Annotated in this window: 21 protein-coding genes and 1 riboswitch; of the genes, 10 read left to right on the top strand and 11 right to left on the bottom strand. The window is 71.5% G+C overall.

All coding sequences use genetic code 11. The features are described from left to right. Positions 1–2: 2 nt before the first annotated feature. The 4 genes from PV343_RS20315 to PV343_RS20300 form a co-directional block, all read right to left on the bottom strand. Positions 3–1,001: an ABC transporter permease gene (locus tag PV343_RS20315; RefSeq protein WP_319148382.1), complete on the bottom strand. Its 999-nt coding sequence runs from the start codon at positions 999–1,001 to the stop codon at positions 3–5. A gap of 352 nt (positions 1,002–1,353) precedes the next feature. Next, on the bottom strand, positions 1,354–2,127 hold the full coding sequence (locus PV343_RS20310) for an enhanced serine sensitivity protein SseB C-terminal domain-containing protein (RefSeq protein ID WP_387953659.1): 774 nt from the start codon (positions 2,125–2,127) through the stop codon (positions 1,354–1,356). 180 nt (positions 2,128–2,307) lie between these two features. Continuing rightward, on the bottom strand, positions 2,308–3,099 hold the full coding sequence (locus tag PV343_RS20305; protein ID WP_319148380.1) for an enhanced serine sensitivity protein SseB: 792 nt from the start codon (positions 3,097–3,099) through the stop codon (positions 2,308–2,310). A 74-nt stretch (positions 3,100–3,173) separates the two neighbouring features. Then, a complete protein-coding gene (locus tag PV343_RS20300; RefSeq protein ID WP_319148379.1) occupies positions 3,174–3,848 on the bottom strand; it encodes an AAA family ATPase in 675 nt (224 codons plus the stop codon). Positions 3,849–4,020: 172 nt separating this feature from the next. After that, positions 4,021–4,118: riboswitch (glycine riboswitch) on the top strand. Between the two features lie 189 nt (positions 4,119–4,307). On the opposite strand from PV343_RS20300, the gene gcvT reads away from it, so the two are divergent. The 6 genes from gcvT (at position 4,308) to PV343_RS20270 (ending at position 10,490) form a co-directional block, all read left to right on the top strand. Then, entirely contained in the window at positions 4,308–5,426 is a 1,119-nt protein-coding gene (gcvT, locus tag PV343_RS20295) for a glycine cleavage system aminomethyltransferase GcvT (protein ID WP_319148378.1), read from the top strand. A 115-nt stretch (positions 5,427–5,541) separates the two neighbouring features. Continuing rightward, complete coding sequence (gene gcvH, locus PV343_RS20290) at positions 5,542–5,919, top strand: glycine cleavage system protein GcvH (RefSeq protein ID WP_020942360.1); 378 nt, start codon at positions 5,542–5,544, stop codon at positions 5,917–5,919. Between the two features lie 14 nt (positions 5,920–5,933). Continuing rightward, entirely contained in the window at positions 5,934–7,211 is a 1,278-nt protein-coding gene (gene glyA / locus PV343_RS20285) for a serine hydroxymethyltransferase (protein WP_319148377.1), read from the top strand. Positions 7,212–7,326: 115 nt separating this feature from the next. Further along, complete coding sequence (locus tag PV343_RS20280; RefSeq protein WP_319148376.1) at positions 7,327–8,694, top strand: L-serine ammonia-lyase; 1,368 nt, start codon at positions 7,327–7,329, stop codon at positions 8,692–8,694. Positions 8,695–8,812: 118 nt separating this feature from the next. Further along, complete coding sequence (locus tag PV343_RS20275) at positions 8,813–9,844, top strand: phosphatidylinositol-specific phospholipase C domain-containing protein (protein ID WP_319148375.1); 1,032 nt, start codon at positions 8,813–8,815, stop codon at positions 9,842–9,844. 91 nt (positions 9,845–9,935) lie between these two features. Then, positions 9,936–10,490: a glycoside hydrolase family 25 protein gene (locus PV343_RS20270; RefSeq protein WP_319148374.1), complete on the top strand. Its 555-nt coding sequence runs from the start codon at positions 9,936–9,938 to the stop codon at positions 10,488–10,490. A 54-nt stretch (positions 10,491–10,544) separates the two neighbouring features. Here the strand turns inward: PV343_RS20270 and PV343_RS20265 are convergent, their stop codons facing one another. Beyond that, positions 10,545–10,757 (bottom strand): EF-hand domain-containing protein, encoded by a 213-nt coding sequence (locus PV343_RS20265; RefSeq protein ID WP_020942355.1) that lies wholly within the window; start codon positions 10,755–10,757, stop codon positions 10,545–10,547. Positions 10,758–10,977: 220 nt separating this feature from the next. On the opposite strand from PV343_RS20265, the gene PV343_RS20260 reads away from it, so the two are divergent. Next, positions 10,978–11,655: a GNAT family N-acetyltransferase gene (locus PV343_RS20260; RefSeq protein WP_319148373.1), complete on the top strand. Its 678-nt coding sequence runs from the start codon at positions 10,978–10,980 to the stop codon at positions 11,653–11,655. Here the strand turns inward: PV343_RS20260 and PV343_RS20255 are convergent. From PV343_RS20255 to PV343_RS20230, 6 genes are all read right to left on the bottom strand, one after another. After that, a complete protein-coding gene (locus tag PV343_RS20255; protein ID WP_319148372.1) occupies positions 11,626–12,813 on the bottom strand; it encodes a YncE family protein in 1,188 nt (395 codons plus the stop codon). The two genes, PV343_RS20260 and PV343_RS20255, sit on opposite strands and share 30 nt — an antisense overlap. Further along, complete coding sequence (locus tag PV343_RS20250; RefSeq protein ID WP_319148371.1) at positions 12,813–13,637, bottom strand: polysaccharide deacetylase family protein; 825 nt, start codon at positions 13,635–13,637, stop codon at positions 12,813–12,815. The genes PV343_RS20255 and PV343_RS20250 overlap by 1 nt, the downstream gene beginning before the upstream one ends. A gap of 108 nt (positions 13,638–13,745) precedes the next feature. Next, the gene (locus PV343_RS20245; RefSeq protein WP_319148370.1) at positions 13,746–14,249 is read right to left on the bottom strand and encodes an ATP-binding protein; all 504 of its coding nucleotides are present in this window, start codon (positions 14,247–14,249) and stop codon (positions 13,746–13,748) included. Between the two features lie 285 nt (positions 14,250–14,534). Further along, a complete protein-coding gene (locus PV343_RS20240) occupies positions 14,535–15,302 on the bottom strand; it encodes an enoyl-CoA hydratase/isomerase family protein (protein ID WP_319148369.1) in 768 nt (255 codons plus the stop codon). Positions 15,303–15,424: 122 nt separating this feature from the next. Further along, positions 15,425–16,672: a L,D-transpeptidase gene (locus PV343_RS20235; protein WP_319148368.1), complete on the bottom strand. Its 1,248-nt coding sequence runs from the start codon at positions 16,670–16,672 to the stop codon at positions 15,425–15,427. A 156-nt stretch (positions 16,673–16,828) separates the two neighbouring features. Further along, positions 16,829–18,052, bottom strand: coding sequence for a L,D-transpeptidase (locus tag PV343_RS20230; protein WP_319148366.1), 1,224 nt, complete (start codon positions 18,050–18,052; stop codon positions 16,829–16,831). Positions 18,053–18,218: 166 nt separating this feature from the next. Here PV343_RS20230 and glgX point away from each other — a divergent pair, with 166 nt between their 5' ends. The 3 genes from glgX to PV343_RS20215 all read left to right on the top strand — a co-directional run bounded on the left by glgX (position 18,219) and on the right by PV343_RS20215 (position 21,642). After that, positions 18,219–20,471, top strand: a complete 2,253-nt coding sequence (glgX, locus tag PV343_RS20225; RefSeq protein WP_319148365.1) for a glycogen debranching protein GlgX — start codon at positions 18,219–18,221, stop codon at positions 20,469–20,471. 110 nt (positions 20,472–20,581) lie between these two features. Beyond that, on the top strand, positions 20,582–21,088 hold the full coding sequence (locus tag PV343_RS20220) for a SigE family RNA polymerase sigma factor (RefSeq protein ID WP_319148364.1): 507 nt from the start codon (positions 20,582–20,584) through the stop codon (positions 21,086–21,088). 11 nt (positions 21,089–21,099) lie between these two features. Next, positions 21,100–21,642, top strand: a complete 543-nt coding sequence (locus PV343_RS20215) for a hypothetical protein (protein ID WP_319148363.1) — start codon at positions 21,100–21,102, stop codon at positions 21,640–21,642. Positions 21,643–21,721 lie beyond the last annotated feature (79 nt).

Below are 21,721 nucleotides of genomic sequence, written 5' to 3'. Positions count from 1 at the left end.
CGTCAGCGGCTGCGCGGGTCGAGAGCATCGCGGAGACCGTCTCCGAGCAGGTTGAACGCGAGAACGGTCACGAAGATGGCGAGACCGGGCACGATCATGTACTCGGGGTCGACCTGGTAGTAGGTCACCGCTTCGCGGAGCATGCCGCCCCAGGACGCCTGCGGGGGCTGGATGCCGACGCCGAGGAAGCTCAGGGACGCCTCGAAGAGGATGTTGGTCGGGATGAGCAGCGTCGAGTAGACGATGATCGGGCCGACCAGGTTGGGCATCAGCTCCCGGAACAGGATGTACGGGCCCTTGGCACCCATGCCGCGGGAGGCGTCGACGAACTCGCGCTCACGCAGGGCGAGGGTCTGGCCGCGCACGATCCGGCCCAGGTAGGGCCAGTTGAAGAAGCCGATGACGAAGATGAGCACGCTCAGGTGGAGCGGCAGCCCGTTCAGGCCGAACGCGCCGCCCTGCAGAGTGGCGGAGATCGCGATGGCGAAGAGCAGGAGGGGGAAGGCGAGGAAGGTGTCCATCAGGCGGCTGATGATGTTGTCGACCCGGCCGCCGTAGTAGCCGGCGACGACACCCATGATGGCGCCGATCACGTTGGACAGGATCGTGGCGCCGAAGGCGACCACCAGCGACACCCAGGAACCCTCCAGGATGCGGGTGGCGATGTCCCGGCCGAACTTCGGGTCCACGCCGAGCGGGTGGTCCGCGCTCATGCCACCCCAGCCGCCCTTGGGCAGCGAGGTGTCGGGCGTGATCAGGTCCTGGTGGAAGGCGTTCGGGTCGAGACCGAACATGGCCTGGATCGGACGAGAGAGGACCGCGACAAGAACGAGCAGGATCACGATCACACCACCGGCGACCGCGACTTTGTCCTTCTTGAACCGGGTCCACGCGATCTGTCCAAGGGAACGACCCTCGATCTGCCCCTTACCGGCGCCTTCGAGCACAGCTTCCGGCTGTGCCTCGGCTGCCGCCCCGGTGGTCTCGATCGGTGCGGTCACAGTGACCCGACCCCTCTCGCCGGTGGTGACCGGCCTGCGCCTGCCGCGGTTTGCGGCTTTGTCGACTTGCTCGACCACGAGATCTCCACCTGTGGTCTGAGTCGCGAGTCTTCAGCTTCGTTGCGATCACCCGCCAGAGCTGACGGAGAAAGTATGCGCAAACGTGATGCAGTCCAGGGGATTCCGTTATCCGATCAGCGGGTAACGGCCAGCGAACGCGGGGCACTTGGGGCAGCGAGTGAACATCTGCGCCAATACGGACGAATCGGCACTGATCTACGCGCGAAGAAGTCCGCAGTTCGCCTGGGATGCCGTCGTACGGTCCAAGGGGCGGACCGCGCGGGCCCGTTGGTCAGTAGCCGCCGTGGACCGGCGGATAACCGTACCCGGCGGCCGGTCCCTGGGGCTGGGCCTGGAGCTGGGGCGCGGCCGCGTGCGCCTCGCGGTCGTAGAAAGGCCGGGCGTTGGCCCGCATCCACAGCACGACCGGGTCGTAGTCGTCGGTCATCGCGACCGTGGACACCGGCAGCCCCTCGGGCACCGCTCCGACGGACTGCTGCATCATCGCCCGCACCGAGTCCACCGCGGCCGGCGAGGTGTCGTACACGTCCAGGCCGATGGCTAGGTACGGGGCGCCGAGCGCGGGCTGCACCCAGGCGCGGCGCAGCGCGCGCAGGGCGGGGGTGCGGTGGGCGTTCTGCGCGAGCAGCGCGTAGAACTGCGAGACCTCGATGCCCGGTTCCGACAGGCTCAGGGGTCCGGCGGGCTGGCGGTCCAGGCCGGTGGCGATACGGCGCAGGTCCGGCCAGGGGACGCCGACGCCGCCGCCCGGGGCGTGCGGGTTGAGCCAGAGGCCGTAGTGGTCCGGGAAGAGGGTGCGGGCGACGTCCAGTCCGTCGACCACCTCGTAGGAGCGGTTCCAGCCGCTCGCCGAGAGTTCCTGCGCGGAGGTCACACAGGGGGCGTAGCTGACCCCGTCGACCTCCATGTTTCCGTACTGGGCGTCGGGGGACCCGCCCTGGCCGTGCCACAGGAGCATCCAGATCTGGCCGGAGGAGGGGGTGGCGAGGGCGCGCAGCAGTGCCTCGTAGGCGTCGTACCGCCCGGGGGTGACCTGGCGCAGCATGTGCTCGACGCTGCCGCTTGGGCTCGCGCTCACCTGTCCGTACCGCCCCTTCGGTTCTTGCCCTGTGTGTGGAGACAGCTTAAGCGCCCAAGGGCTCGGGGCCCCGTGTTCGTGCGCGGGTGCGGGTCGGTCCCGGCCGGTCGCGCAGTTCCCCGCGCCCCTCGGTCGCCACGCCGGCTTTCAGTGGCCGTACTGGTAGAAGGGCCGGACGTGGGTCTTCAGCCAGTCGCCGACCGGGTCCTGGGCAACGTCCAGGAGGACCAGGTTGACCGGCCACTTGACCGGGACTTTGCCGAGGGCCCGGCCGAGGGCCTCCAGGGGCAGGGCACGCAGGTCGCCCTCCCACTGGGAGAGCTCCACCCCGACGAACATGACCGGGTCGGCCGTCTCGATCGCCGCGAGACAGCGGCGGGCGGTGACGACCACGCCGGTCCCGGCGAACTCGGCGGCGGCCGCGGCGAGGAAGTCGACCGGGTCGTCCTGCCAGTCGGGCTCGAAGAGGCGGACCCGGCCGCCCGTGCTGGGACCGTCGAGCGGGGTGCGGCCGGAGCGGCACACCTCGGCCACCGCCTCAGGCGGCAGCGGCACGCCCACCACGCCGCCGGGGTTCACCGCGATCCCGGCCTGCGGGGGCAGGCCGCGGGCGAACTCCACCGCGGGGGCGATGGTGTACGACATGTGGGAGCCGGCCGCCTGGCGCAGCTGCTCCTCGGAGCTGAAGACCGGGACGAACACCTGGCCGTCGATCTCCATGGTGGGCAGGTCGAGCGGGCCGCTGTCCGGGCCGCCGCCGTTGGGCAGCGGGATCCACACGAAGCTGCGGCCCAGCACCTCGATGATCCGGCCGCCGGCCGTGGGTATGCCGAGGGAGGCCGAGAGCACCTCCTCCAGCTCGTTGCCGGGCCAACCGCCGTGCGGGTGGGGGTGCGTCTGTGCCGGGAAGTCCGCGGGAACGTCCGCCGGGAAGTCCATCTGCCTACCGCCTGCTGGGAACCGTGCCTGTGGATCAGAAGGCTAGCGGGTGCCCGTGACAGGCCAGGGCCCGATCAGCCGGTGAAGTCGATGCGCTGCAGGACGTCCACCGCGGCGCGGTCGAGCAGCACCGCCGAACCGCAGCCCGCGGGCGGTTCGCCGCGCTCCACGGCGCGCAGCAGCCGGGAGGTGGTGCGCCGGTGCCGGCGGAAGGCGTACCGGGAGACCGCGCGGCCGCGCTCGCGCTGCCCCTCCTCGGCCGTCCCGGCCGGCACGTCGAGCAGGACCAGGTGCAGGGTGCCGCCCCGGCGGCGGGCCTCGCGGGCGAGCCAGGCGCGCACCCAGGACTGGGTGCCGCAGTCGTGCACCACGAGGCCCTCGCCGGAGCGCAGGGCGCGGCGCAGCCCCGCGTAGTGCGCGAGGCGGACCAAGGGGCGGTAAAACGCGTAGGGCAGCGCGCGGGGCACCCGGGCGTCCCAGCGGTCACGGGTGTCCTGGGAGTCGACGCGCGGCCCGGGGACCGCGCGGCGCATCAGGGTGGACTTGCCGCTGCCGGGCAGGCCGGTGACCACCACCACGTCGCGCGGCCCGAAGAGCAGGGCGCGCGGGCCGCGACCGGCGCGCTCACGCAGGTCGCGCACGGCGGGTACGGGGCGCCCGGCGCGCTGCTCGAGGGCCGGGGCGGAGGGCTGTCCCGGCACCGCGACGCCCGCGGTGGTGAGATAGGCCGTGGTCCTGTTCACCGTCATCGTCCTCCCCTGGGGCTCGACCGATCCCATGCCCTGCGACGTTAAAGAGAAGGTAATGCGTCGGGTCCCGCGGTTCGGTACGCGTACTGCCACAGGTCGGTTACAGATGCGGGCCCTGACGGGCGGGGGCGTGGCGTGCAATGATGTGCCCGCCAACTGCATACCGGCCGTTTGAATCCGCGCGGGAGAGTTCCCAGCCCTGTTCGCTGGGACGCCGAAGGAGCAAGTCCCTCCCTTGAATCTCTCAGGCACCGTTACCGCGCGGGCGAGGCACATCTGAAAAGCGGGCCGCTGCGACAGTGGCCCCACCCAAGGTGCAAGCCGTGACCACCCCTTCGCGGGGATCATGGCGAACCTCTCAGGTTCCGATGACAGATGGGGAGGAACGACCTCGCCTTCCCCCATGCTCGGCTGCGCTCGCACGGGGGGACCCCCATCGCCCTGGGAGACGACCGACCGATGAGCAGTACCGAACTCCGTCACACCGCGCTGGACGCCCTCCACCGCTCGCTCGGTGCGACGATGACCGACTTCGCCGGCTGGGACATGCCCCTGCGCTACGGCTCCGAGCGCGACGAGCACGTCGCGGTGCGCACCAGGGCCGGCCTCTTCGACCTCTCCCACATGGGTGAGATCACGGTGACCGGCGCCGGCGCCGCGGCCCTGCTGAACCACGCCCTGGTCGGCAACATCGCCTCCGTCGGTGTCGGGCGGGCCCGCTACACCATGATCTGCCAGGCCGACGGCGGCATCCTGGACGACCTGATCGTCTACCGGCTCGCCGAGACCGAGTACATGGTCGTGGCCAACGCCTCCAACGCCCAGGTGGTGCTGGACGCGCTGACCGAGCGCGCCGGCGGCTTCGACGCCGAGGTGCGCGACGACCGGGACACCTACGCGCTGCTCGCGGTCCAGGGCCCGGAGTCCCCCGGCATCCTGAAGTCGCTCACGGACGCCGACCTGGACGGCCTGAAGTACTACGCGGGCCTGCCGGGCACCGTCGCCGGCGTCCCCGCGCTGATCGCCCGCACCGGCTACACCGGCGAGGACGGCTTCGAGCTGTTCGTGAAGCCCGAGCACGCGGTCGAGCTGTGGCAGGCGCTGACCAAGGCCGGCGAGGGCGCCGGCCTGGTGCCGTGCGGTCTGTCCTGCCGGGACACGCTGCGCCTTGAGGCGGGCATGCCGCTGTACGGGCACGAGCTGACCACCGCGCTGACGCCGTTCGACGCCGGTCTCGGCCGGGTGGTGAAGTTCGAGAAGGAGGGCGGCTTCGTCGGCCGTGAGGCGCTGGCCGAGGCCGCCGCCCGGGCCGAGCAGAACCCGCCGCGCGTCCTGGTCGGCCTCGTCGCCGAGGGCCGCCGCATCCCGCGGGCCGGGTTCGCCGTCGTCTCCGGCGGCGCGGTGATCGGCGAGGTCACCTCCGGCGCCCCCTCCCCCACCCTGGGCAAGCCGATCGCCATGGCGTACGTCGACGCGGCGCACGCCGCGCCGGGCACCGAGGGCGTCGGCGTGGACATCCGCGGCAGCCACGAGCCCTTCGAGGTCGTGGCACTGCCGTTCTACAAGCGCCAGAAGTAGACACTGGGCGCGGTCCGTCATCGCGGCGTGACCCTGCGCACATCCGCCTGCCTCCGGGCAGGTCCGGCAGTCCCCCCTTCATCAGCACTCCCGCGCGTACAGGAGAATTCAGGCCATGAGCAACCCCCAGCAGCTGCGCTACAGCAAGGAGCACGAGTGGCTGTCGGCCGCCGAGAACGGCGTGTCGACGGTCGGCATCACCGAGTTCGCGGCCAACGCGCTCGGCGATGTGGTCTACGCCCAGCTCCCCGAGGTCGGCTCCACCGTCGAGGCGGGCGAGACCTGCGGTGAGCTGGAGTCGACCAAGTCGGTCTCGGACCTGTACTCGCCGGTCAGCGGCGAGATCACCGAGATCAACGAGGACGTCGTCAACGACCCGTCCCTGGTGAACTCGGCCCCCTTCGAGGGCGGCTGGCTGTTCAAGGTGCGCGTCACGGACGAGCCGGCCGACCTGCTCTCCGCCGACGAGTACACCGCCCAGAACGCCGGCTGAGGAGTCGTAGCCGTATGACCGTCCTGAACACGTCCCTGCACGAGCTGGACCCGGAGATCGCCGCCGCGGTCGACGCCGAGCTGCACCGCCAGCAGTCGACCCTGGAGATGATCGCCTCCGAGAACTTCGCGCCGCTCGCGGTGATGGAGGCCCAGGGTTCGGTCCTCACCAACAAGTACGCCGAGGGCTACCCGGGCCGCCGCTACTACGGCGGCTGCGAGCACGTCGACGTCGCCGAGCAGATCGCCATCGACCGGATCAAGGAGCTGTTCGGCGCCGAGTACGCCAACGTGCAGCCCCACTCCGGCGCCTCCGCCAACCAGGCGGCCCTGTTCGCGCTGGCCCAGCCCGGGGACACCATCCTCGGCCTGGACCTGGCGCACGGCGGCCACCTGACCCACGGCATGCGCCTGAACTTCTCCGGCAAGCAGTTCGACGTGGTCGCCTACCACGTGGACGACGCCGGCCTGGTCGACATGGCCGAGGTCGAGCGGCTCGCCAAGGAGCACCGCCCCAAGGTGATCATCGCGGGCTGGTCGGCGTACCCCCGGCAGCTCGACTTCGCCGAGTTCCGCCGGATCGCCGACGAGGTCGAGGCGTTCCTGTGGGTCGACATGGCCCACTTCGCCGGCCTGGTCGCCGCCGGTCTGCACCCGAACCCGGTGCCGTACGCGGACGTGGTCACCTCCACGACGCACAAGACCCTGGGCGGGCCGCGCGGCGGCATCATCCTGGCGAAGAAGGACTTCGCGAAGAAGCTGAACTCCTCGGTCTTCCCGGGCTTCCAGGGCGGTCCGCTGGAGCATGTGATCGCGGCCAAGGCCGTCTCCTTCAAGGTCGCCGCCTCGGAGGACTTCAAGGAGCGCCAGCGCCGTACGGTGGAGGGTGCGCGCATCCTCGCCGAGCGGCTGACGGCGGCCGACGCGCGCGAGGCCGGTGTGAACGTGCTGTCCGGCGGCACCGACGTGCACCTGATCCTGGTGGACCTGCGCGAGTCGGAGCTGGACGGCCAGCAGGCCGAGGACCGGCTGCACGAGGTCGGTATCACGGTCAACCGCAACGCGGTCCCGAACGACCCGCGCCCCCCGATGGTCACCTCGGGTCTGCGGATCGGTACGCCCGCCCTGGCCACCCGCGGCTTCTCGGCCGAGGACTTCGCCGAGGTCGCGGACGTGATCGCCGAGACGCTGAAGGCGCCGTCCCCCTTCGAGGGCGCCGAGGTCGAGGCGCTCAAGGCGCGCGTCGAGGCGCTCGCCGGCAAGCACCCGCTGTACCCGGGTCTGAACAAGTAGGTCCGTAACGCCCGGTACCCCGCACACTGGAAAGGGAAGGTGTGCGCGGTACCGGGCAGGTGCCCACCCCCGCACCGCCCCTTTTTCGCACCACCCCCGTTCTTGAGGAGTCCCCGTGGCCATCTCGGTCTTCGACCTGTTCTCGATCGGCATCGGCCCGTCGAGTTCGCACACGGTCGGTCCGATGCGCGCGGCGCGTATGTTCGCCCGTCGCCTGCGCAACGAGGACCTGCTCGGTTCCGTCGCCTCCCTGCGCTGCGAGCTGTACGGCTCGCTCGGCGCGACCGGCCACGGCCACGGCACCCCGAAGGCGGTGCTGCTCGGCCTGGAGGGCGCATCGCCGCGCACGGTGGACGTGGAGAGCGCCGACGACCGGGTGGCGGCCATCCAGGCGTCGGGCCGGCTCTCGGTCCTCGGCGAGCACGAGATCGCGTTCTCCTTCGACGACGACCTGGTGCTGCACCGCCGCAAGGCGCTCCCGTACCACGCCAACGGCATGACGATCTGGGCCTTCGACGCCTCGGGCGCCGAGCTGCTCACCAAGACGTACTACTCGGTCGGCGGCGGTTTCGTCGTGGACGAGGACGCGGTCGGCGCGGACCGCATCGTGCTGGACGACACGGTGCTGAAGTACCCGTTCCGTACCGGTGACGAGCTGCTGCGCCTGACGAAGGAGACGGGCCTGTCCATCTCCTCCCTGATGCTGGAGAACGAGCGGGCCTGGCGCACGGAGGACGAGATACGCGCGGGTCTGCTGGAGATCTGGCGGGTCATGCGCGAGTGCGTCCAGCGGGGCATGTCCCGTGAGGGCATCCTGCCCGGCGGCCTGAAGGTGCGCCGCCGCGCGGCCGTCTCGGCCCGCCAGCTGCGCGCCGAGGGCGACGCGCTGGCCCACGCCATGGAGTGGATCACGCTCTACGCGATGGCGGTGAACGAGGAGAACGCGGCCGGCGGCCGGGTGGTGACCGCCCCCACGAACGGCGCCGCGGGCATCATCCCCGCCGTCCTGCACTACTACATCAACTTCGTGCCCGGCGCCGACGAGGACGGCGTGGTCCGCTTCCTCCTCGCGGCCGGTGCCATCGGCATGCTCTTCAAGGAGAACGCCTCCATCTCCGGTGCCGAGGTCGGCTGCCAGGGCGAGGTCGGCTCGGCCTGCTCCATGGCCGCCGGCGCCCTGGCCGAGGTGCTCGGCGGCTCCCCCGAGCAGGTGGAGAACGCGGCCGAGATCGGCATGGAGCACAACCTCGGCCTGACCTGCGACCCGGTCGGCGGCCTGGTCCAGATCCCCTGCATCGAGCGCAACGGCATGGCCGCGGTGAAGGCGGTCACCGCGGCGAAGATGGCGATGCGCGGCGACGGCTCCCACAAGGTGTCCCTGGACAAGGTCATCAAGACCATGAAGGACACCGGCGCCGACATGTCCGTCAAGTACAAGGAGACGGCCCGCGGCGGGCTCGCGGTGAACATCATCGAGTGCTGACGCCCGGCGCCGGGGGGCGACCGGTCTCGTCCCTCTCTGTCCTTCCAAGGGCTACCGAGCAGTAATCAACTACCCCTAGTCTGCGGCCAAGTCCGTGACGACATAGGGGAGTTGAGTCATGCGTGCGGTGAGACGGCTGGTGGCGCTGGTGGGTGTGGCCGTGGTGGCGGTGGCGGTGCCGGGGCACGCTCAGGCGGCGTCGCCGAAGTTCTCCCAGACGACGGCGATCGGGACGCACAACGCGTACGACAAGGCGAAGTACCCGTACTTCGCGCAGGCGCTGGACTCCGGCGCCTCGCTGCTCGAACTGGACGTGTACGTCGACAGCCTCACCCACCGGTGGCGGGTGAGCCACAGCAACCCGCTCGGCAACGACAACAACTGCGAGGCCGCCAAGACGCCGGGCGACCTGTACAGCAAGAGCCGCAACCAGGACCTCGGCAGCTGTCTGGACAACATCGCGGCCTGGAACCAGCTCCACCCCGACCACCCGCCGATCGTGTTCAAGGTCGAGATGAAGGTGGGGTTCAACAACAACGCCGGCCTCGGCCCGGCCGCCTTCGACACGCTGGTCTCGCAGAAACTCGGTGACAGCGTGTTCAAGCCGGCCGACCTGCTCGGCGGGACCTACTCCTCCCTGGACGCGGCGGCCAAGGCCGACGCCTGGCCGGCCCGCGACTCCCTGCGGGGCAAGTTCCTCTTCGAGCTGATCCCGGGCACGGTCGAGCAGTCCAACCCGTTCGACCACTACTGGACGGACAAGGAGTACGGCGAGCACCTGCGCGACCTGTACGCGGCCGGGAACATCGGCCGGGCGCAGGCCTTCCCGGCGGTGCTCGGCGCCGCGAACGGGGACCCGCGCACCAGCCGTTACGACGCCTCGATCCGCCCCTGGTTCGTCTTCTTCGACGGTGACGCGGCGGCGTACGTGAACAACGGGTACGACACGTCGTTCTACTCGGCGAACCACTACATCCTGATCGCCACCGGCGCCGACGGCGTCTCCCCGGCGATCTCCTCCACGAACCCCACGGACGCCGAGGTCGCCGCCCGGCTGGCGCTGCTGGCCACGGACCACGCCAGCCTGATCACCTCGGACTGGTCGGCCAAGCCGGCGTCGGTGCTGGGCGCGGTGACGGACCGGGGCTGAGGAATCCGGACACGCGGGCGGATCGCCCGCGCCAGGGTGGGCATATATCAGTCAACTCCTGTCTCCCCACCGGCACTCAGGGAGTCCCCCCATGCTCCACGGCATCGACGTCAGCGCGTACCAGTCCTCGTCGTACGACACGGACGGCCTCTCCTTCGTCTTCATCAAGGCGACGGAGGGGCGTTCGTACGTCAACCCGAGACTCTCCGCGCAGGCCAAGAGGGGCCGCGACGCGGGACTGGTCGTCGGCTTCTACCACTTCCTGTGGCCGGGTCACATCGGCGCCCAGGCCGAGTACTTCGTCTCGCACGCCCCGGAGAAGGGGGGCGACCTGCTCGCCGTCGACTGGGAGACCACCGGCGACGGCACGCACGCGAGCAACGCGGAGAAGGACCTGTTCATCCGCAGGGTGCGGGAACTGCGGCCGCACAACAAGGTCCTGCTGTACACCAACCGGGACTACTGGCTGAACGTGGACGTCACCTCGTACGCCGGCGACGGCCTGTGGATCGCCGACTACGTGACGGCGGGCAAGCCCCGGATCAAGGCCGCGTGGCGCTTCCACCAGTACAGCAGCGAGCCGCACGACAAGGACGTGGCCGCGTTCTCCTCCAAGGCCGCGCTGCGCGCCTGGGCCGCGTCCTAGGGGACGGCCGGGTCAGGGGTGCCCTCCGTACGGGACGGCACCCCCGCCTGACGGTCACTTGTCCAGGTAGGCCCAGAACTCGTCGAACGACAGCACCTTGTCGCCGTTGAGGTCGCGGGTCCTGATGATGGCCTCCGCCACCGTGTCGGTGACGTTCCAGTCACCTTGCTGGGCCAGCGCGGACTTGAACTCGGCGGCGGTGATGAACCCGTCACCGTCCGCGTCGATCCGCTGGAACTGCTTGCGTGCTTCCTCGATGTCCGCCACCGATCCGCCCCTTTTTGTTCGTGTTGCTCATGCCGTGCTGGCGTACTGACGCTGGTCAGATTAACGGCCCCCGCGCACGTCCCGTACCGCGGCCACCCGGACGAGGGGAAGTCGGGTGCCGTCGTCGATCACGTCTGCGAGTCTGGGGCCGCCGGCCCACGGCTGCCGGTGACGGCCGGCAGAGGCCGGTGCGGACCGGCACGAGCGGAGGAGCGCGGTGGTGGAGACCTTGCGGGACGTACTCGACGCGGCGGCGCGGGGCGTCTTCCCGCCGGCGGACGGCCGGACGGCGGTCGTGCCGCAGGACTGCCCGCGGGACGCGGGGGTGATCGCGTTCACCGGGCACTCCGTGGTCTTCACGGACGAGGACCCGCGCTGGGTGCGCGGCGCCCTGGCCGCCGTGGACTGCGACCCGCTCGCCGCGCCGATGAACCCCGTCTTCCTCGCCTCCCTCATGGCCCGTACCGGGCGCGGAGCCGAGACCGTCGACGCACTGCTGGTCGGCACGCCCCTGCCGGGCCGGCCGGCGCTCGCGCTGCGGGAGATCGAGGACGCCGGGCATCCCCGGGTCCGCTACGCCCGCCGGCGGCGGGACGCGGTGCGGGCGTGGACGGCGGACGGCGGGGTGCTGGTCATGGGCCGCGGGGTCGGTGGCCGGCTCGAGGTGTCCGTCGAGGTGGACGACGGCGCCCGGCTCCGGGGGCTGGGCCGGGCGCTGGTGACGGCGGCCCGGCAGCTCGCGGCGGAGCCGGTGTGGGCGCAGGTGTCGCCGGGGAACGCCCGCAGCATGCGGGCGTTCCAGGCGGCGGGTTACCGCGCGGTGGGCGCGGAGGCGCTGCTGCTCGGCCGGGTGCCGGCCGGCGGGGGTTCAGCGGAAGACGCCGGTGTGACCGAGTGAGTAGCGGCCCGGCTGCGGGTAGACGGCGAGGCCGTGCGGGCCGCTGCCGACCTTGATGCGGGCCAGTTCGGTGCCGGTGCGGGTGTCGATGGCGTACACCTCGGAGTTGTAGCGGCCGGAGAGCCACAGCACCTTGCCGTCGGCCGAGACGCCGCCCATGTCCGGGCTGCCGCCGCCGGGCAGCCGCCACTTCTTGGTGAGCCGGTTCTGGGTGAAGTCGAACAGGGAGATGGTGCCCTCGCCCCGGTTGGAGATGTACATCTCCCGGGAGTCCCGGCTGACGTACAGCCCGTGGGCGCCCTTGCCGGTCCGGAGCAGCTTCGGCTGGTCGAAGGTGTCCCCGTTCAGGATCCACACGCCGTCGGCCATCATGTCGGCGATGTAGAACAGCTTGCCGTCCGGGGAGATCTTGACGTCCTGGGGCATGGCGCCCCGGTACGGCAGCTTCTGCTGGGCGACGACCTCCATCCGTGCGGTGTCGACCTTGAGCAGTTCGCCGCTGAACTCGCAGGAGACGACGAAGTACTTGCCGTCGATGGAGAAGTCGGCGTGGTTGACGCCGGAGCAGCTCACGGGCACGGTCTTGGCGATCTTCATGGTGTGCGCGTCACGGAAGACGAGCTGGCGGTCCTTGGAGGCCATGACGACGGCGTACCTGCCGTCGGGTGTGAAGTACAGGTTGTACGGGTCGTGCACGTCGACCGGCTTGCCTGCCTTCCCGGTGCGCGGGTCGATGGGGGTGAGGCTGTTGCCGAGGTCGTTGTTGACCCAGAGGGTCTTCAGGTCCCAGGACGGCACCACGTGCTGAGGCTGATGGCCGACCGGGATGGTCTCCAGTACCCGGTAGGTCGCCGGGTCGATGACGGTGACGGTGTTCGAGTTGGTGTTGGGTACGTAGACCCGGGAGGGGAAGTCCTTGACGACGGGCGAGAGCCGGTTCGGGCGGTCCGCGGCGTAGAGGTCGGTCGCGTCCTGCACCGGAGGCATCCCGGGCAACACGTCCACCTGCTGCTTCCTCAGCTGCGGCTGGACCGGCGGTTTGCTGGCGAGGGCCTCGTCCTCGCGGTGCTGGGTGCCGCCTCCGCACGCGGAGAGCAGCGTCAGGGCGGTCAGGGCGGCTCCGGCGGCCAGGAGGCGGGCGGCTCGTGTGGGTTGCATCAGCTCAGCAGCTCCGTGGTGGTGACCGCGCGCAGCCGGCGCCGGTCGAGTTCGTGGAGTACGGCGGGGAGGGCGGCGACCGTGTCCGGGTAGCCGAAGTGCAGGCTCACCACCGACCCCGCGCGCACGTCGGCCAGGACCTTGCGGGTGATGGCGCCGGCGCCGGGACGGGTGTAGTCGAGCGAGTCGACGTCGTAGGAGAGCACGTGCGGGTAGCCCGCGGCCCGGGCGAGCCCGGCGACCAGCGGGGAGGCGGTCGGGGAGCGGGAGGGCCGGAACCAGGTGCCGATGGATCCGGTGAGCCGCTTCAGGCGTTCGGCGCAGTCGGTGATCTCCCGGCGGGCGTCGGCCTCGGCCATGGCGTTGACGGCGACGTGCCGCTGGGTGTGGTTGCCGAGGTCGTGGCCGCCGTCGAGGATGCGGCGGGCGAGGGAGGGGTGTTCGTCCAGCCAGGTGCCGACGGCGAGCACGGTGAGCCGGGCGCCGCGCTGTTCGGCCGTGCTGAGCAGGGACTCGGCGAGATGGGGGTCGCCCTGGCCGTGGAAGGTGAGGGCGACCCGGGGGTGGGTGCGCGGGCCGTGGGTGATCTGGGCGGGCTGCCCGGCGTAGGCGCGGGGTGCGGGGGCGGTGTGGGCGGTGCGCGCGGTCCGGGCGGTGGCCGCGGGCCGGCCGGAGGCGTCGTTGGTCGGGGCGGACGCGGACGTCTCGGCGGCGGGCGGGGTGTCCTGGCCGCTTCCGCATCCGGCGGCGAGCGCGCCCCCGGCGACGAGCCCGGCACCCGTGCGCAGCACTCCGCGTCGGTTGGTCGTGGTCACCCGCACCATTTAAGGGGCGTCAGGTAAGAAAACCGCCGATTGCCCCGTTCTGGGGATATTTGCGGGTCGCGGTGGCGGAACCGGCCCCGGCATGCGCGCCGGCGCCCGTGTGGCGGCCTAGCGGTCGCCCACCCGCATCTCGAACCAGGTGGTCTTGCCGCGCGGTAAGAGGTCGACGCCCCAGCGGTCGGACAGCTTGTCCACCAGGAACAGGCCGCGCCCGCTCACGTCCATCTCCTGAACCGGCATCAGGCACGGCAGTCCGCGGGAGGGGTCACGGACCTCGACGCGGATCCAGCCGCGGCGGCGGCGCATGCGGAGGCCGAACACCCGGGCCCCGGTGTGCCGTACCGCGTTGCCGACGAGTTCGGAGACGAGCAGGACCGCGTCCTCGGTCATCTTGGGGCTCAGCCCCCACTGGCGCAGGACGACGACCTGGGCAAGCCGGCGCGCGGTCGCCGCGGATTCGGGGCGGGACGGCAGCGGGACCTCGGCCTCCGTCGGGTTGCCGAACAGTTCGAGTGCCTTGAGCGCTCGTTCGTCCTCGACCGCGGGCGACCAGCGCGCCGCGGCCGCACGGCTGTGTCCCCGCGGCTGTTCGATGCCCTCCAGCCCCGCCATGCCCCCATGATGGCCGTCCGGAGCCGCCTCCGTGGCCGTTCCGGAGGAATACGCCCCCTGTGCGCCTGTGTCACAATCCGGTCGATCGGCATATGCCGATGGCATGCCGGGGTGGACGACAGCCGGGCTGACCTGCGGCGACGGCTCACTTTCGGGCAATCGACAGGCTCCCTCGACGAAGCAGGCTTAAGGGTGCGTTAAGGCTCCCATAAACCGCCCCATCGAGGGACCCGGATCAGACGACTCGTCAATTGCAAGGAGTCCGGGGGAGATTTCCCGGTGGGTTCAGAGGAACTTGGCCTTGCCCGGGCCCTCCTCCACGAAGCTGCGCATGCCCCGCTCGCGGTCCTCGGTGGCGAACAGGCCCGCGAACCAGTTCCGCTCGACGGCGAGACCGGTGTCGATGTCGGTCTCCAGGCCGGTGTCGATGGACTCCTTCGCCGCGCGCAGCGCGATCGCCGGTCCGTGAGCGAGCTTCGCGGCCCAGGCGTGCGCCTGCTCGTACACCTCGGCGGCCGGGACGACCCGGTCCACCAGGCCGATCGCGAGCGCCTCGTCGGCCTTGACCTGACGGCCGGTGAAGATGAGGTCCTTGGCCTTGGAGGGGCCGACCAGCCGGGACAGCCGCTGGGTGCCGCCGGCGCCCGGGATCAGCCCGAGCAGGATCTCGGGCTGACCCAGCTTGGCGTTCTCGGCGGCGATGCGGAAGTCGGCGCACAGGGCCAGCTCGCAGCCGCCGCCGAGCGCGTACCCGGTGACGGCGGCGACGACGGGCTTGGGGATGCGGGCGACGGCGGTGAAGGAGTCCTGCAGGGCGCGGGCGCGCAGGACCATCGCGGTGTGGTCCATGGCCTGCATCTCCTTGATGTCCGCGCCCGCCGCGAACACCCGCTCCCCGCCGTAGATCACCACGGCGCGCACGTCCTCGCGGCGCGTGGCCTCCTCGGCGAGTTCCTTCAGCCGGTCCTGCGTGGCCACGTCCAGCGCGTTCATCGGCGGACGGTCCAGGCGCAGCGTTCCGACGCCTGCGGCGACTTCGAGAGTGACGGTCATGCTCCGCAGGTTAGCGGGCGTTCACATCGGGGGCAGCACCGGTACGTCGTCACCCGCGGACCTCCCGGGCTGCCCGCGCAGTTCCCCGCGCCCCTGAGGGGCGCGGGGAACGCGCGCGGGACCTACTTCTTCCAGTCGGCCCAGGACATGTTCCAGCCGTTGAGGCCGTTGGCCGGGTCCACGGTGCGGTCGTGGGAGTGCTTGACGACCACCACGTCACCGATCATGGAGTGGTTGAAGAACCAGGCCGCCGGGACCTTCTTGTCGTAGCCGCCGCGGACGTCGCGCAGGCCGACACAGCCGTGGCTGGCGTTGTAGTTGCCGAAGGCGCCGCCGCCCCAGTAGTTGCCGTGGATGAAGGTGCCGGAGTCGGTCAGGCGGATGGCGTGCGGCACGTCCTTGATGTCGTACTCGCCGCCGTAGCCGACGGTCTCGCCGTTCATACGGGTCACGGCGAGCTTCTCGCTCATGACCATCTGGCCGTTCCAGGTGTCGTAGCCGGGCTTGCCGGTCGTGACCGGGATGGTCTTGACGACCTTGCCGTCCTGGGTGACCTTCATCGTGTGCTTCTTGGCGTCCACGATGGATACCTGGTCGCGGCCGATGGTGAACCTGATGGTCTTGTGCTGCTTGCCGTAGACGCCGTCACGGCCCTCGACGCCGTCCAGGTCGAGGTCGACGGTGACCTTCGTGCCTTCCTTCCAGTACTTCTCGGGGCGGAAGTCCAGACGGTCGTTGCCGAACCAGTGGCCCTCGACGTCGACGGCCGGCTCGGTCTTGACGCGGATGGCCTTCTCGACGGCCGCCGGGCTGGTGATGCCCCGGGTGAAGCGGACGGAGAACGGCATGCCCACCCCGACGGTGGAGCCGTCCTCGGGGGTGAAGTAGCCGACGAAGGTGTTCTTCGGGGTGAGGGTCGTGAAGGTGGAGTCCTCGGCGGCCTCGCGGCCCTCGGAGTCCTTGGCGACCGCGTGCACCGTGTACTTGGTGCCGCCGGCCAGGTGGGTCGACGGCGTCCAGGAGGCGCCGCCGCCGGTGATGCTGCCGTCGACCTCGGCGCCCTTGGCGTTCTTGACGGTGACCTGGGTCAGCTTGCCCTGGGCGACGCTCACCTTCAGGGCGCCGCTGGTGTCGACGCCCGTGGCGCCGGACTTGGGCAGGATGCTGACGGCGGCCGTGGACTGCTTGCCCTGCTGCGTGCCGGTGCCCTTGTCCTTCCCGCCCCCGGAACCGGACCCGGCTCCGGAGTCGCCGCCCCCGCCGCAGGCGGTGAGCGACAGCAGCAGGGCGCCGGCTATGAGCGCCGCCCCTTTGCGGCCCGTCCTCCGGCTCCCCGCCGGCGCCGCCCCCGATATAGGCCGCACGTTCACTCGTTCTCCCCTCGCCGGGCCAGGTCAGGCCCGCTCCCCACCACATTTGGTGTGCGCATGTTAACCGCAGGGATTTGAGCGAGGTGTCAGGTGAATGTCACCGTTCCGTCGCAACTTCGACCGTCACCGGCGCCCGCAACCACGGCGCACACCGGGTCACTTGACGGCACTGCCCGCTTTCCACTCGTTCCATGCCATGTTCCAGCCCCCGAGGCCATTGTCGGGAGAGACCTGTTTGTCCTTGCTGTTGACGACCTCGACGACGTCCCCGATCAGGCTGCGGTCGAAGAACCAGCCCGCCGGGGTGTCCGAACTGCCGCCCTTCACGTCCATGAGACCCACACAGCCGTGGCTGACGTTGACGTGCCCCGGGGAGTCGGGCGACCAGTAGTTGCCGTGCAGGAAGGTGCCGGAGTCGGTGAGCTTCATGGCGTGCGGGACGTCGGGGATGTCGTACTCGCCGCCGAAGCCGACCGTGCGGCTGTTCATACGGGTCACCTCGAGCATCTCCATCACCACCATCTTGCCGTTGTAGGTGGGGCTCTTGGGGGCGCCCGCGGTGATCGGCACGGTGGCCAGCAGCCGGCCGTCGCGCCGCACCTCCATCATGTGCTGGGCCGCGTCGACCAGGGAGGTCTGGCTGCGGCCGACGGTGAAGGAGAACGTCTTGGCCTGGAGGCCGTAGACGCCGGGCGCGCCCTCGACGTCCCTGAGGCCGAGGCCGACGGTGACCTCGGTGCCGGGCTTCCAGTAGCGCTCGGGGCGGAAGTCCAGACGGTTCTTGCCGAACCAGTGCGGGCGGATCTCCACCGGCGGGTTCGCGGTGACCCGCACCGCGCGTTCGACGGCGGCACGGTTCACGATGTCCCGGCTGAAGGCCAGGGAGACGATCATCCCGGTGCCGACGGTGGACCGGTTCTCCGGGGTGACGTAGCCGATGAACCGCTCCTCGGGGACGTAGGTGGTGAAGGTGGTGTGCCGGGCCGAGCGGCGCCCGTGGGCGTCCAGCGCGACCGCGTCGACGGTGTACTTGGCGGCCAGCGCCAGCCGGCCGTCGTCCGGCCGCCAGGTCAGCCCGTCGGCGCTGATGCGCCCGGGCACCGGGGTGTCCTGGGCGTCCTGGGACCTGACGACGCTCACCTTCTCCAGGCGTCCGTCGGGCACCCGCACCCGCAGCCGCTCACCCGGACGGATGTCCCTGCCCCCGTCGTCCGGGGTGACCCGGATGACGTCCTCGGGGGACGGAGGTTTGCCGAGGGCCCCGTCCAGGCCCAGTCCGCCGGAACCGCCCGGGGTGCACCCGGCCAGCAGTCCCGCCCATGTCAGTGCCGCTGCCAGCGCGGCGCACGCGCGCCGTGCGTGTCCTTGTACGTGCCTCACGTGGGACTCAACGACGGTGCCCGCTCCGGGGAAACGTGAGTGCGACGCCCGCGCTGGGCAGAACAGTGGGGAGAACGACACGGAGGGGAGCCTCCCCACCCGTGGTGACCCACCCGAAGCCCGCGTCGCAGCCGCCGGGGCGAGCCACTGAGAAGAGGGGCCACAGGTGACGAGCGCAGCCGAGCAGCGGGCACTGGCCGAGGGGCGGGCCGCCGGGAACGGGCAGCCGGCCGCCGTGGTGAGCGGCGCCCGCCGTGCCACGCCGCCGTCCCCGCCCGTGTGGCCGGGGACGCCGACACCGCTGGGGGCCCGCTTCCGGGTGGGCCCGGACGGGGTCGCGGGCACCAACTTCGCGCTGTGGGCGGCCGGTGCGGAGGGGGTCCGGCTGTGCCTGTTCGACGAGCGGGGCCGGGAGACCCAGGCTCCGCTGACCGAACTGACGCACGAGATCTGGCACGGCTTCGTACCGGGCGTGATGCCCGGGCAGCGCTACGGCTACCGGGTGGACGGCCGCTGGGACCCGTGGACCGGCGCCCGCTGGAACCCGGCCAAGCTGCTGCTCGACCCGTACGCCCGCGCGGTGGACGGCGAGTTCCGGCTGCCGCCCGAGGTGTACGGGCACGTCCGGGACTGGCCCGAGCAGCACGTCGCCGACACCGTGCGCGACGACCGGGACTCGGCACCCCACGTCCCCAAGGGCGTCGTCGTCGACGATGACGACGACTGGGAGGACGACCGCCGCCCCAAGACGCCGTGGGCCGACTCGGTGATCTACGAGCTGCACGTGCGGGGCTTCACCAAGCTGCACCGCGGCATCCCGCCTGAGCTGCGCGGCACGTACGCGGGGCTGGCGCACCCGGCCGCCGTCGAGCACCTGGTGAAGCTGGGTGTCACGGCCGTGGAGCTGCTGCCCGTGCACCAGTTCGCGCACGAGGACCACCTGCTGCGCCGGGGCCTGAGGAACTACTGGGGCTACAACTCCATCGGCTACTTCGCCCCGCACGCGGCCTACGCCGCCTCGGGGACGGCGGGCGGCCAGGTCGGCGAATTCAAGCGGATGGTCCGCGCGCTGCACGCGGCCGGCATCGAGGTCATCCTCGACGTGGTCTACAACCACACCGCCGAGGCGGGCGAGCTGGGGCCCACACTCTCCCTGAAGGGCATCGACAACCGCGGCTACTACCGCCTCCAGGGCGACGCCCGGCGGTACGCGGACTACACCGGCTGCGGCAACACCCTGCACGTCGTCCAGCCCCAGGTGCTGCGGCTGATCACGGACTCGCTGCGCTACTGGGTGACCGAGATGGGGGTGGACGGCTTCCGCTTCGACCTGGCGGCCGCGCTGGCCCGCTCGATGCACGACGTGGACATGCTCTCCCCCTTCCTCGCGGTCATCGCCCAGGACCCGGTGCTGCGCCGGGTGAAGCTGATCGCCGAGCCGTGGGACATCGGCTCGGGCGGCTACCAGGTGGGCGCCTTCCCTCCGCTGTGGACGGAGTGGAACGACCGCTACCGTGACACCGTGCGGGACTTCTGGCGCCACGCGCTGCCCGACGTGCGGGAGATGGGCTACCGCCTGTCCGGCTCCAGCGACCTGTACGCCTGGGGCGGCCGGCGCCCCTACGCCTCGGTCAACTTCGTCACCGCGCACGACGGTTTCACCCTGCGCGACCTGGTGTCGTACGAGCGCAAGCACAACGAGGCCAACGGCGAGAGCAACCGGGACGGAACGGACGACAACCGCTCCTGGAACTGCGGCACCGAGGGCGAGAGCGCCGACGAGCGGGTGCGGGCCACCCGGCGCAGGCAGCTCAGGAACCTGCTGACGACCCTGCTGCTGTCCACCGGTGTGCCCATGCTGGTGGCCGGCGACGAACTCGGCCGCACCCAGCGCGGCAACAACAACGCCTACTGCCAGGACAACGAGATCGGCTGGCTGGACTGGTCCCTGCTGGACGACCCCGACTGGCGCCCGCTGTTCGACCTCACCTCGCGGCTGATCGCCCTGCGCCACCGGCACCCGGTACTGCGCCGCCGCGCCTTCTTCTCCGGCCGCGCCGCCTCGGCCGACGGACTGCGCGACCTGGCCTGGTTCACCTCCCGGGGCGAGGAGATGACCGAGGGCGACTGGTACGCGCCCGCCGCCACGCTCGGCATGTATCTGTCGGGCCGGGACATCCCGGGCCGGGACGAGCGGGGCGCGCCGGTCCTGGACGACAGCTTCCTCGCGGTGCTGCACGCGGGCGACCGCCCGGTGCGCTTCGTCCTGCCGGGCGCACCCTGGGCCGAGGCGTACGAGGTGGTGGTCGACACCGCCCGCGAGGACCAGACCGCCGCACCTGGCACGGTCCATCCGGCGGGCGCGGAGGTCCTGGTCCCGGCCCGGTCCGTGCTGCTGCTGCGGGTCGACCGGCCCTGACCGGACGTGCGTCGCGCGAAGCGTGACGGGGATCACGTCCGCGGGGTGCAGCGCGGGCGTGGGTCCAGGGCCTTTCCCCTTGTGTAGACAGCCGGCGAGGGGACCGTGGAATGGAGCAGGCTCGGGCCGGTGAGTACGACGCGTTCGTGGCGGCCCGCTGGTCGGTGTTGTTCCATCTGGCCCGTCTGCTCACCGGAGGGGACCGGCATCGGGCCGAGGACCTGTTGCAGGAGTCCTTGGTCAAGCTGTGGTTCGTCTGGCCGAAGGTCGCCGACGAGGCGCCGGAGGCGTACGTGCGCAAGGTGCTGGCCCGGGCCGCGGCCCGCTCGGCCCGCCGGCGCTGGTGGGGTGAGCGGCCCGTCGAGGAGCTGCCCGAGGTGGCGGCGGCCGGCGACGTGTCCGCCACCGTCGCCGAACGCTCCCGCCTGGAGGCGGCGCTCGCGCAGTTGACCCCCCAGCAGCGGGCCGCCGTCGTGCTGCGCTACTACCAGGACCTGCCGGACCGGCAGGTCGCACAGACCCTGGGCTGCCCGGTGGGCACGGCCCGGTCCCACGCCGCGCGCGGCGTGGCCCGGCTGCGCCGGCTGCTGGCCGACGTCATCGAGCCGGTGGGGTGAGGGAAGAAGCCATGGATCACTTCGAGCGGCAGCTGACGCGGCTGATGCACGACACCCGGGAACACCAGGCGTTCGGGACGGCCCACCGGGACCGGTTGCGGGCGGGCGTCCGCACGCGGCGCCGGGTGCGGACCGCGCGCCGGGCGGCCGGGTCGGTCCTCGCGGTCGCCGGGCTCGGCCTCGGGCTGCTCCTGTGGCCGCACGCGCCGGGCACGGACCAGCCGAGCGCGCCCCGTCCGCGGCCCGCCGTCAGCCCCGTGCCGGGCCCGACCGGGACACCCTCGCCGCAGGACTCGCCGAGCCTGCCGCCCAGTTCGTCCCCGACCCGGTCGCCGGACCCGGGCGGGGCCACGGAGACCTCCCTGCCCCCGGCCACACAGGGCGGTTCCGGCCCGACCACCGGCGCCCCGCCCACGGGCACCGCCACGGCGACCACCACCACGACCGCCACCGCGCGGAACACGCTCACCGCGCCGCCACCCGCCACGGAGCCGGAGACCTCCTCCGCCGATCCGTCGTACGCCGCGTCCGGCACGGCCGGGCCGGACCACTAGCGCACCGGCCCCTCCCCGGCCTCACTTTCGCCCCGCGTTCCCCGAGCGCGCCCCGAAAACCAGAACACAAGGGACTTAC

This window comes from Streptomyces sp. WI03-4A, assembly GCF_033792105.1.
Taxonomy (GTDB): domain Bacteria; phylum Actinomycetota; class Actinomycetes; order Streptomycetales; family Streptomycetaceae; genus Streptomyces; species Streptomyces collinus_A.
This window is presented reverse-complemented; position numbering and strand designations above follow the sequence as displayed.

Bases quoted from the DNA above. Each gene is read 5' to 3' on its own strand.
- PV343_RS20310 (WP_387953659.1), bottom strand. From the start codon at position 2,127: ATGCTGCGCCAGGTCACCCCCGGGCGGTACGACGCCTACGAGGCACTG.
- PV343_RS20305 (WP_319148380.1), bottom strand. From the start codon at position 3,099: ATGGACTTCCCGGCGGACGTTCCCGCGGACTTCCCGGCACAGACGCAC.
- PV343_RS20300 (WP_319148379.1), bottom strand. From the start codon at position 3,848: ATGACGGTGAACAGGACCACGGCCTATCTCACCACCGCGGGCGTCGCG.
- gcvT (WP_319148378.1), top strand. From the start codon at position 4,308: ATGAGCAGTACCGAACTCCGTCACACCGCGCTGGACGCCCTCCACCGC.
- gcvH (WP_020942360.1), top strand. From the start codon at position 5,542: ATGAGCAACCCCCAGCAGCTGCGCTACAGCAAGGAGCACGAGTGGCTG.
- glyA (WP_319148377.1), top strand. From the start codon at position 5,934: ATGACCGTCCTGAACACGTCCCTGCACGAGCTGGACCCGGAGATCGCC.
- PV343_RS20275 (WP_319148375.1), top strand. From the start codon at position 8,813: ATGCGTGCGGTGAGACGGCTGGTGGCGCTGGTGGGTGTGGCCGTGGTG.
- PV343_RS20270 (WP_319148374.1), top strand. From the start codon at position 9,936: ATGCTCCACGGCATCGACGTCAGCGCGTACCAGTCCTCGTCGTACGAC.
- PV343_RS20255 (WP_319148372.1), bottom strand. From the start codon at position 12,813: ATGCAACCCACACGAGCCGCCCGCCTCCTGGCCGCCGGAGCCGCCCTG.
- PV343_RS20250 (WP_319148371.1), bottom strand. From the start codon at position 13,637: ATGGTGCGGGTGACCACGACCAACCGACGCGGAGTGCTGCGCACGGGT.
- PV343_RS20245 (WP_319148370.1), bottom strand. From the start codon at position 14,249: ATGGCGGGGCTGGAGGGCATCGAACAGCCGCGGGGACACAGCCGTGCG.
- PV343_RS20240 (WP_319148369.1), bottom strand. From the start codon at position 15,302: ATGACCGTCACTCTCGAAGTCGCCGCAGGCGTCGGAACGCTGCGCCTG.
- PV343_RS20220 (WP_319148364.1), top strand. From the start codon at position 20,582: ATGGAGCAGGCTCGGGCCGGTGAGTACGACGCGTTCGTGGCGGCCCGC.
- PV343_RS20215 (WP_319148363.1), top strand. From the start codon at position 21,100: ATGGATCACTTCGAGCGGCAGCTGACGCGGCTGATGCACGACACCCGG.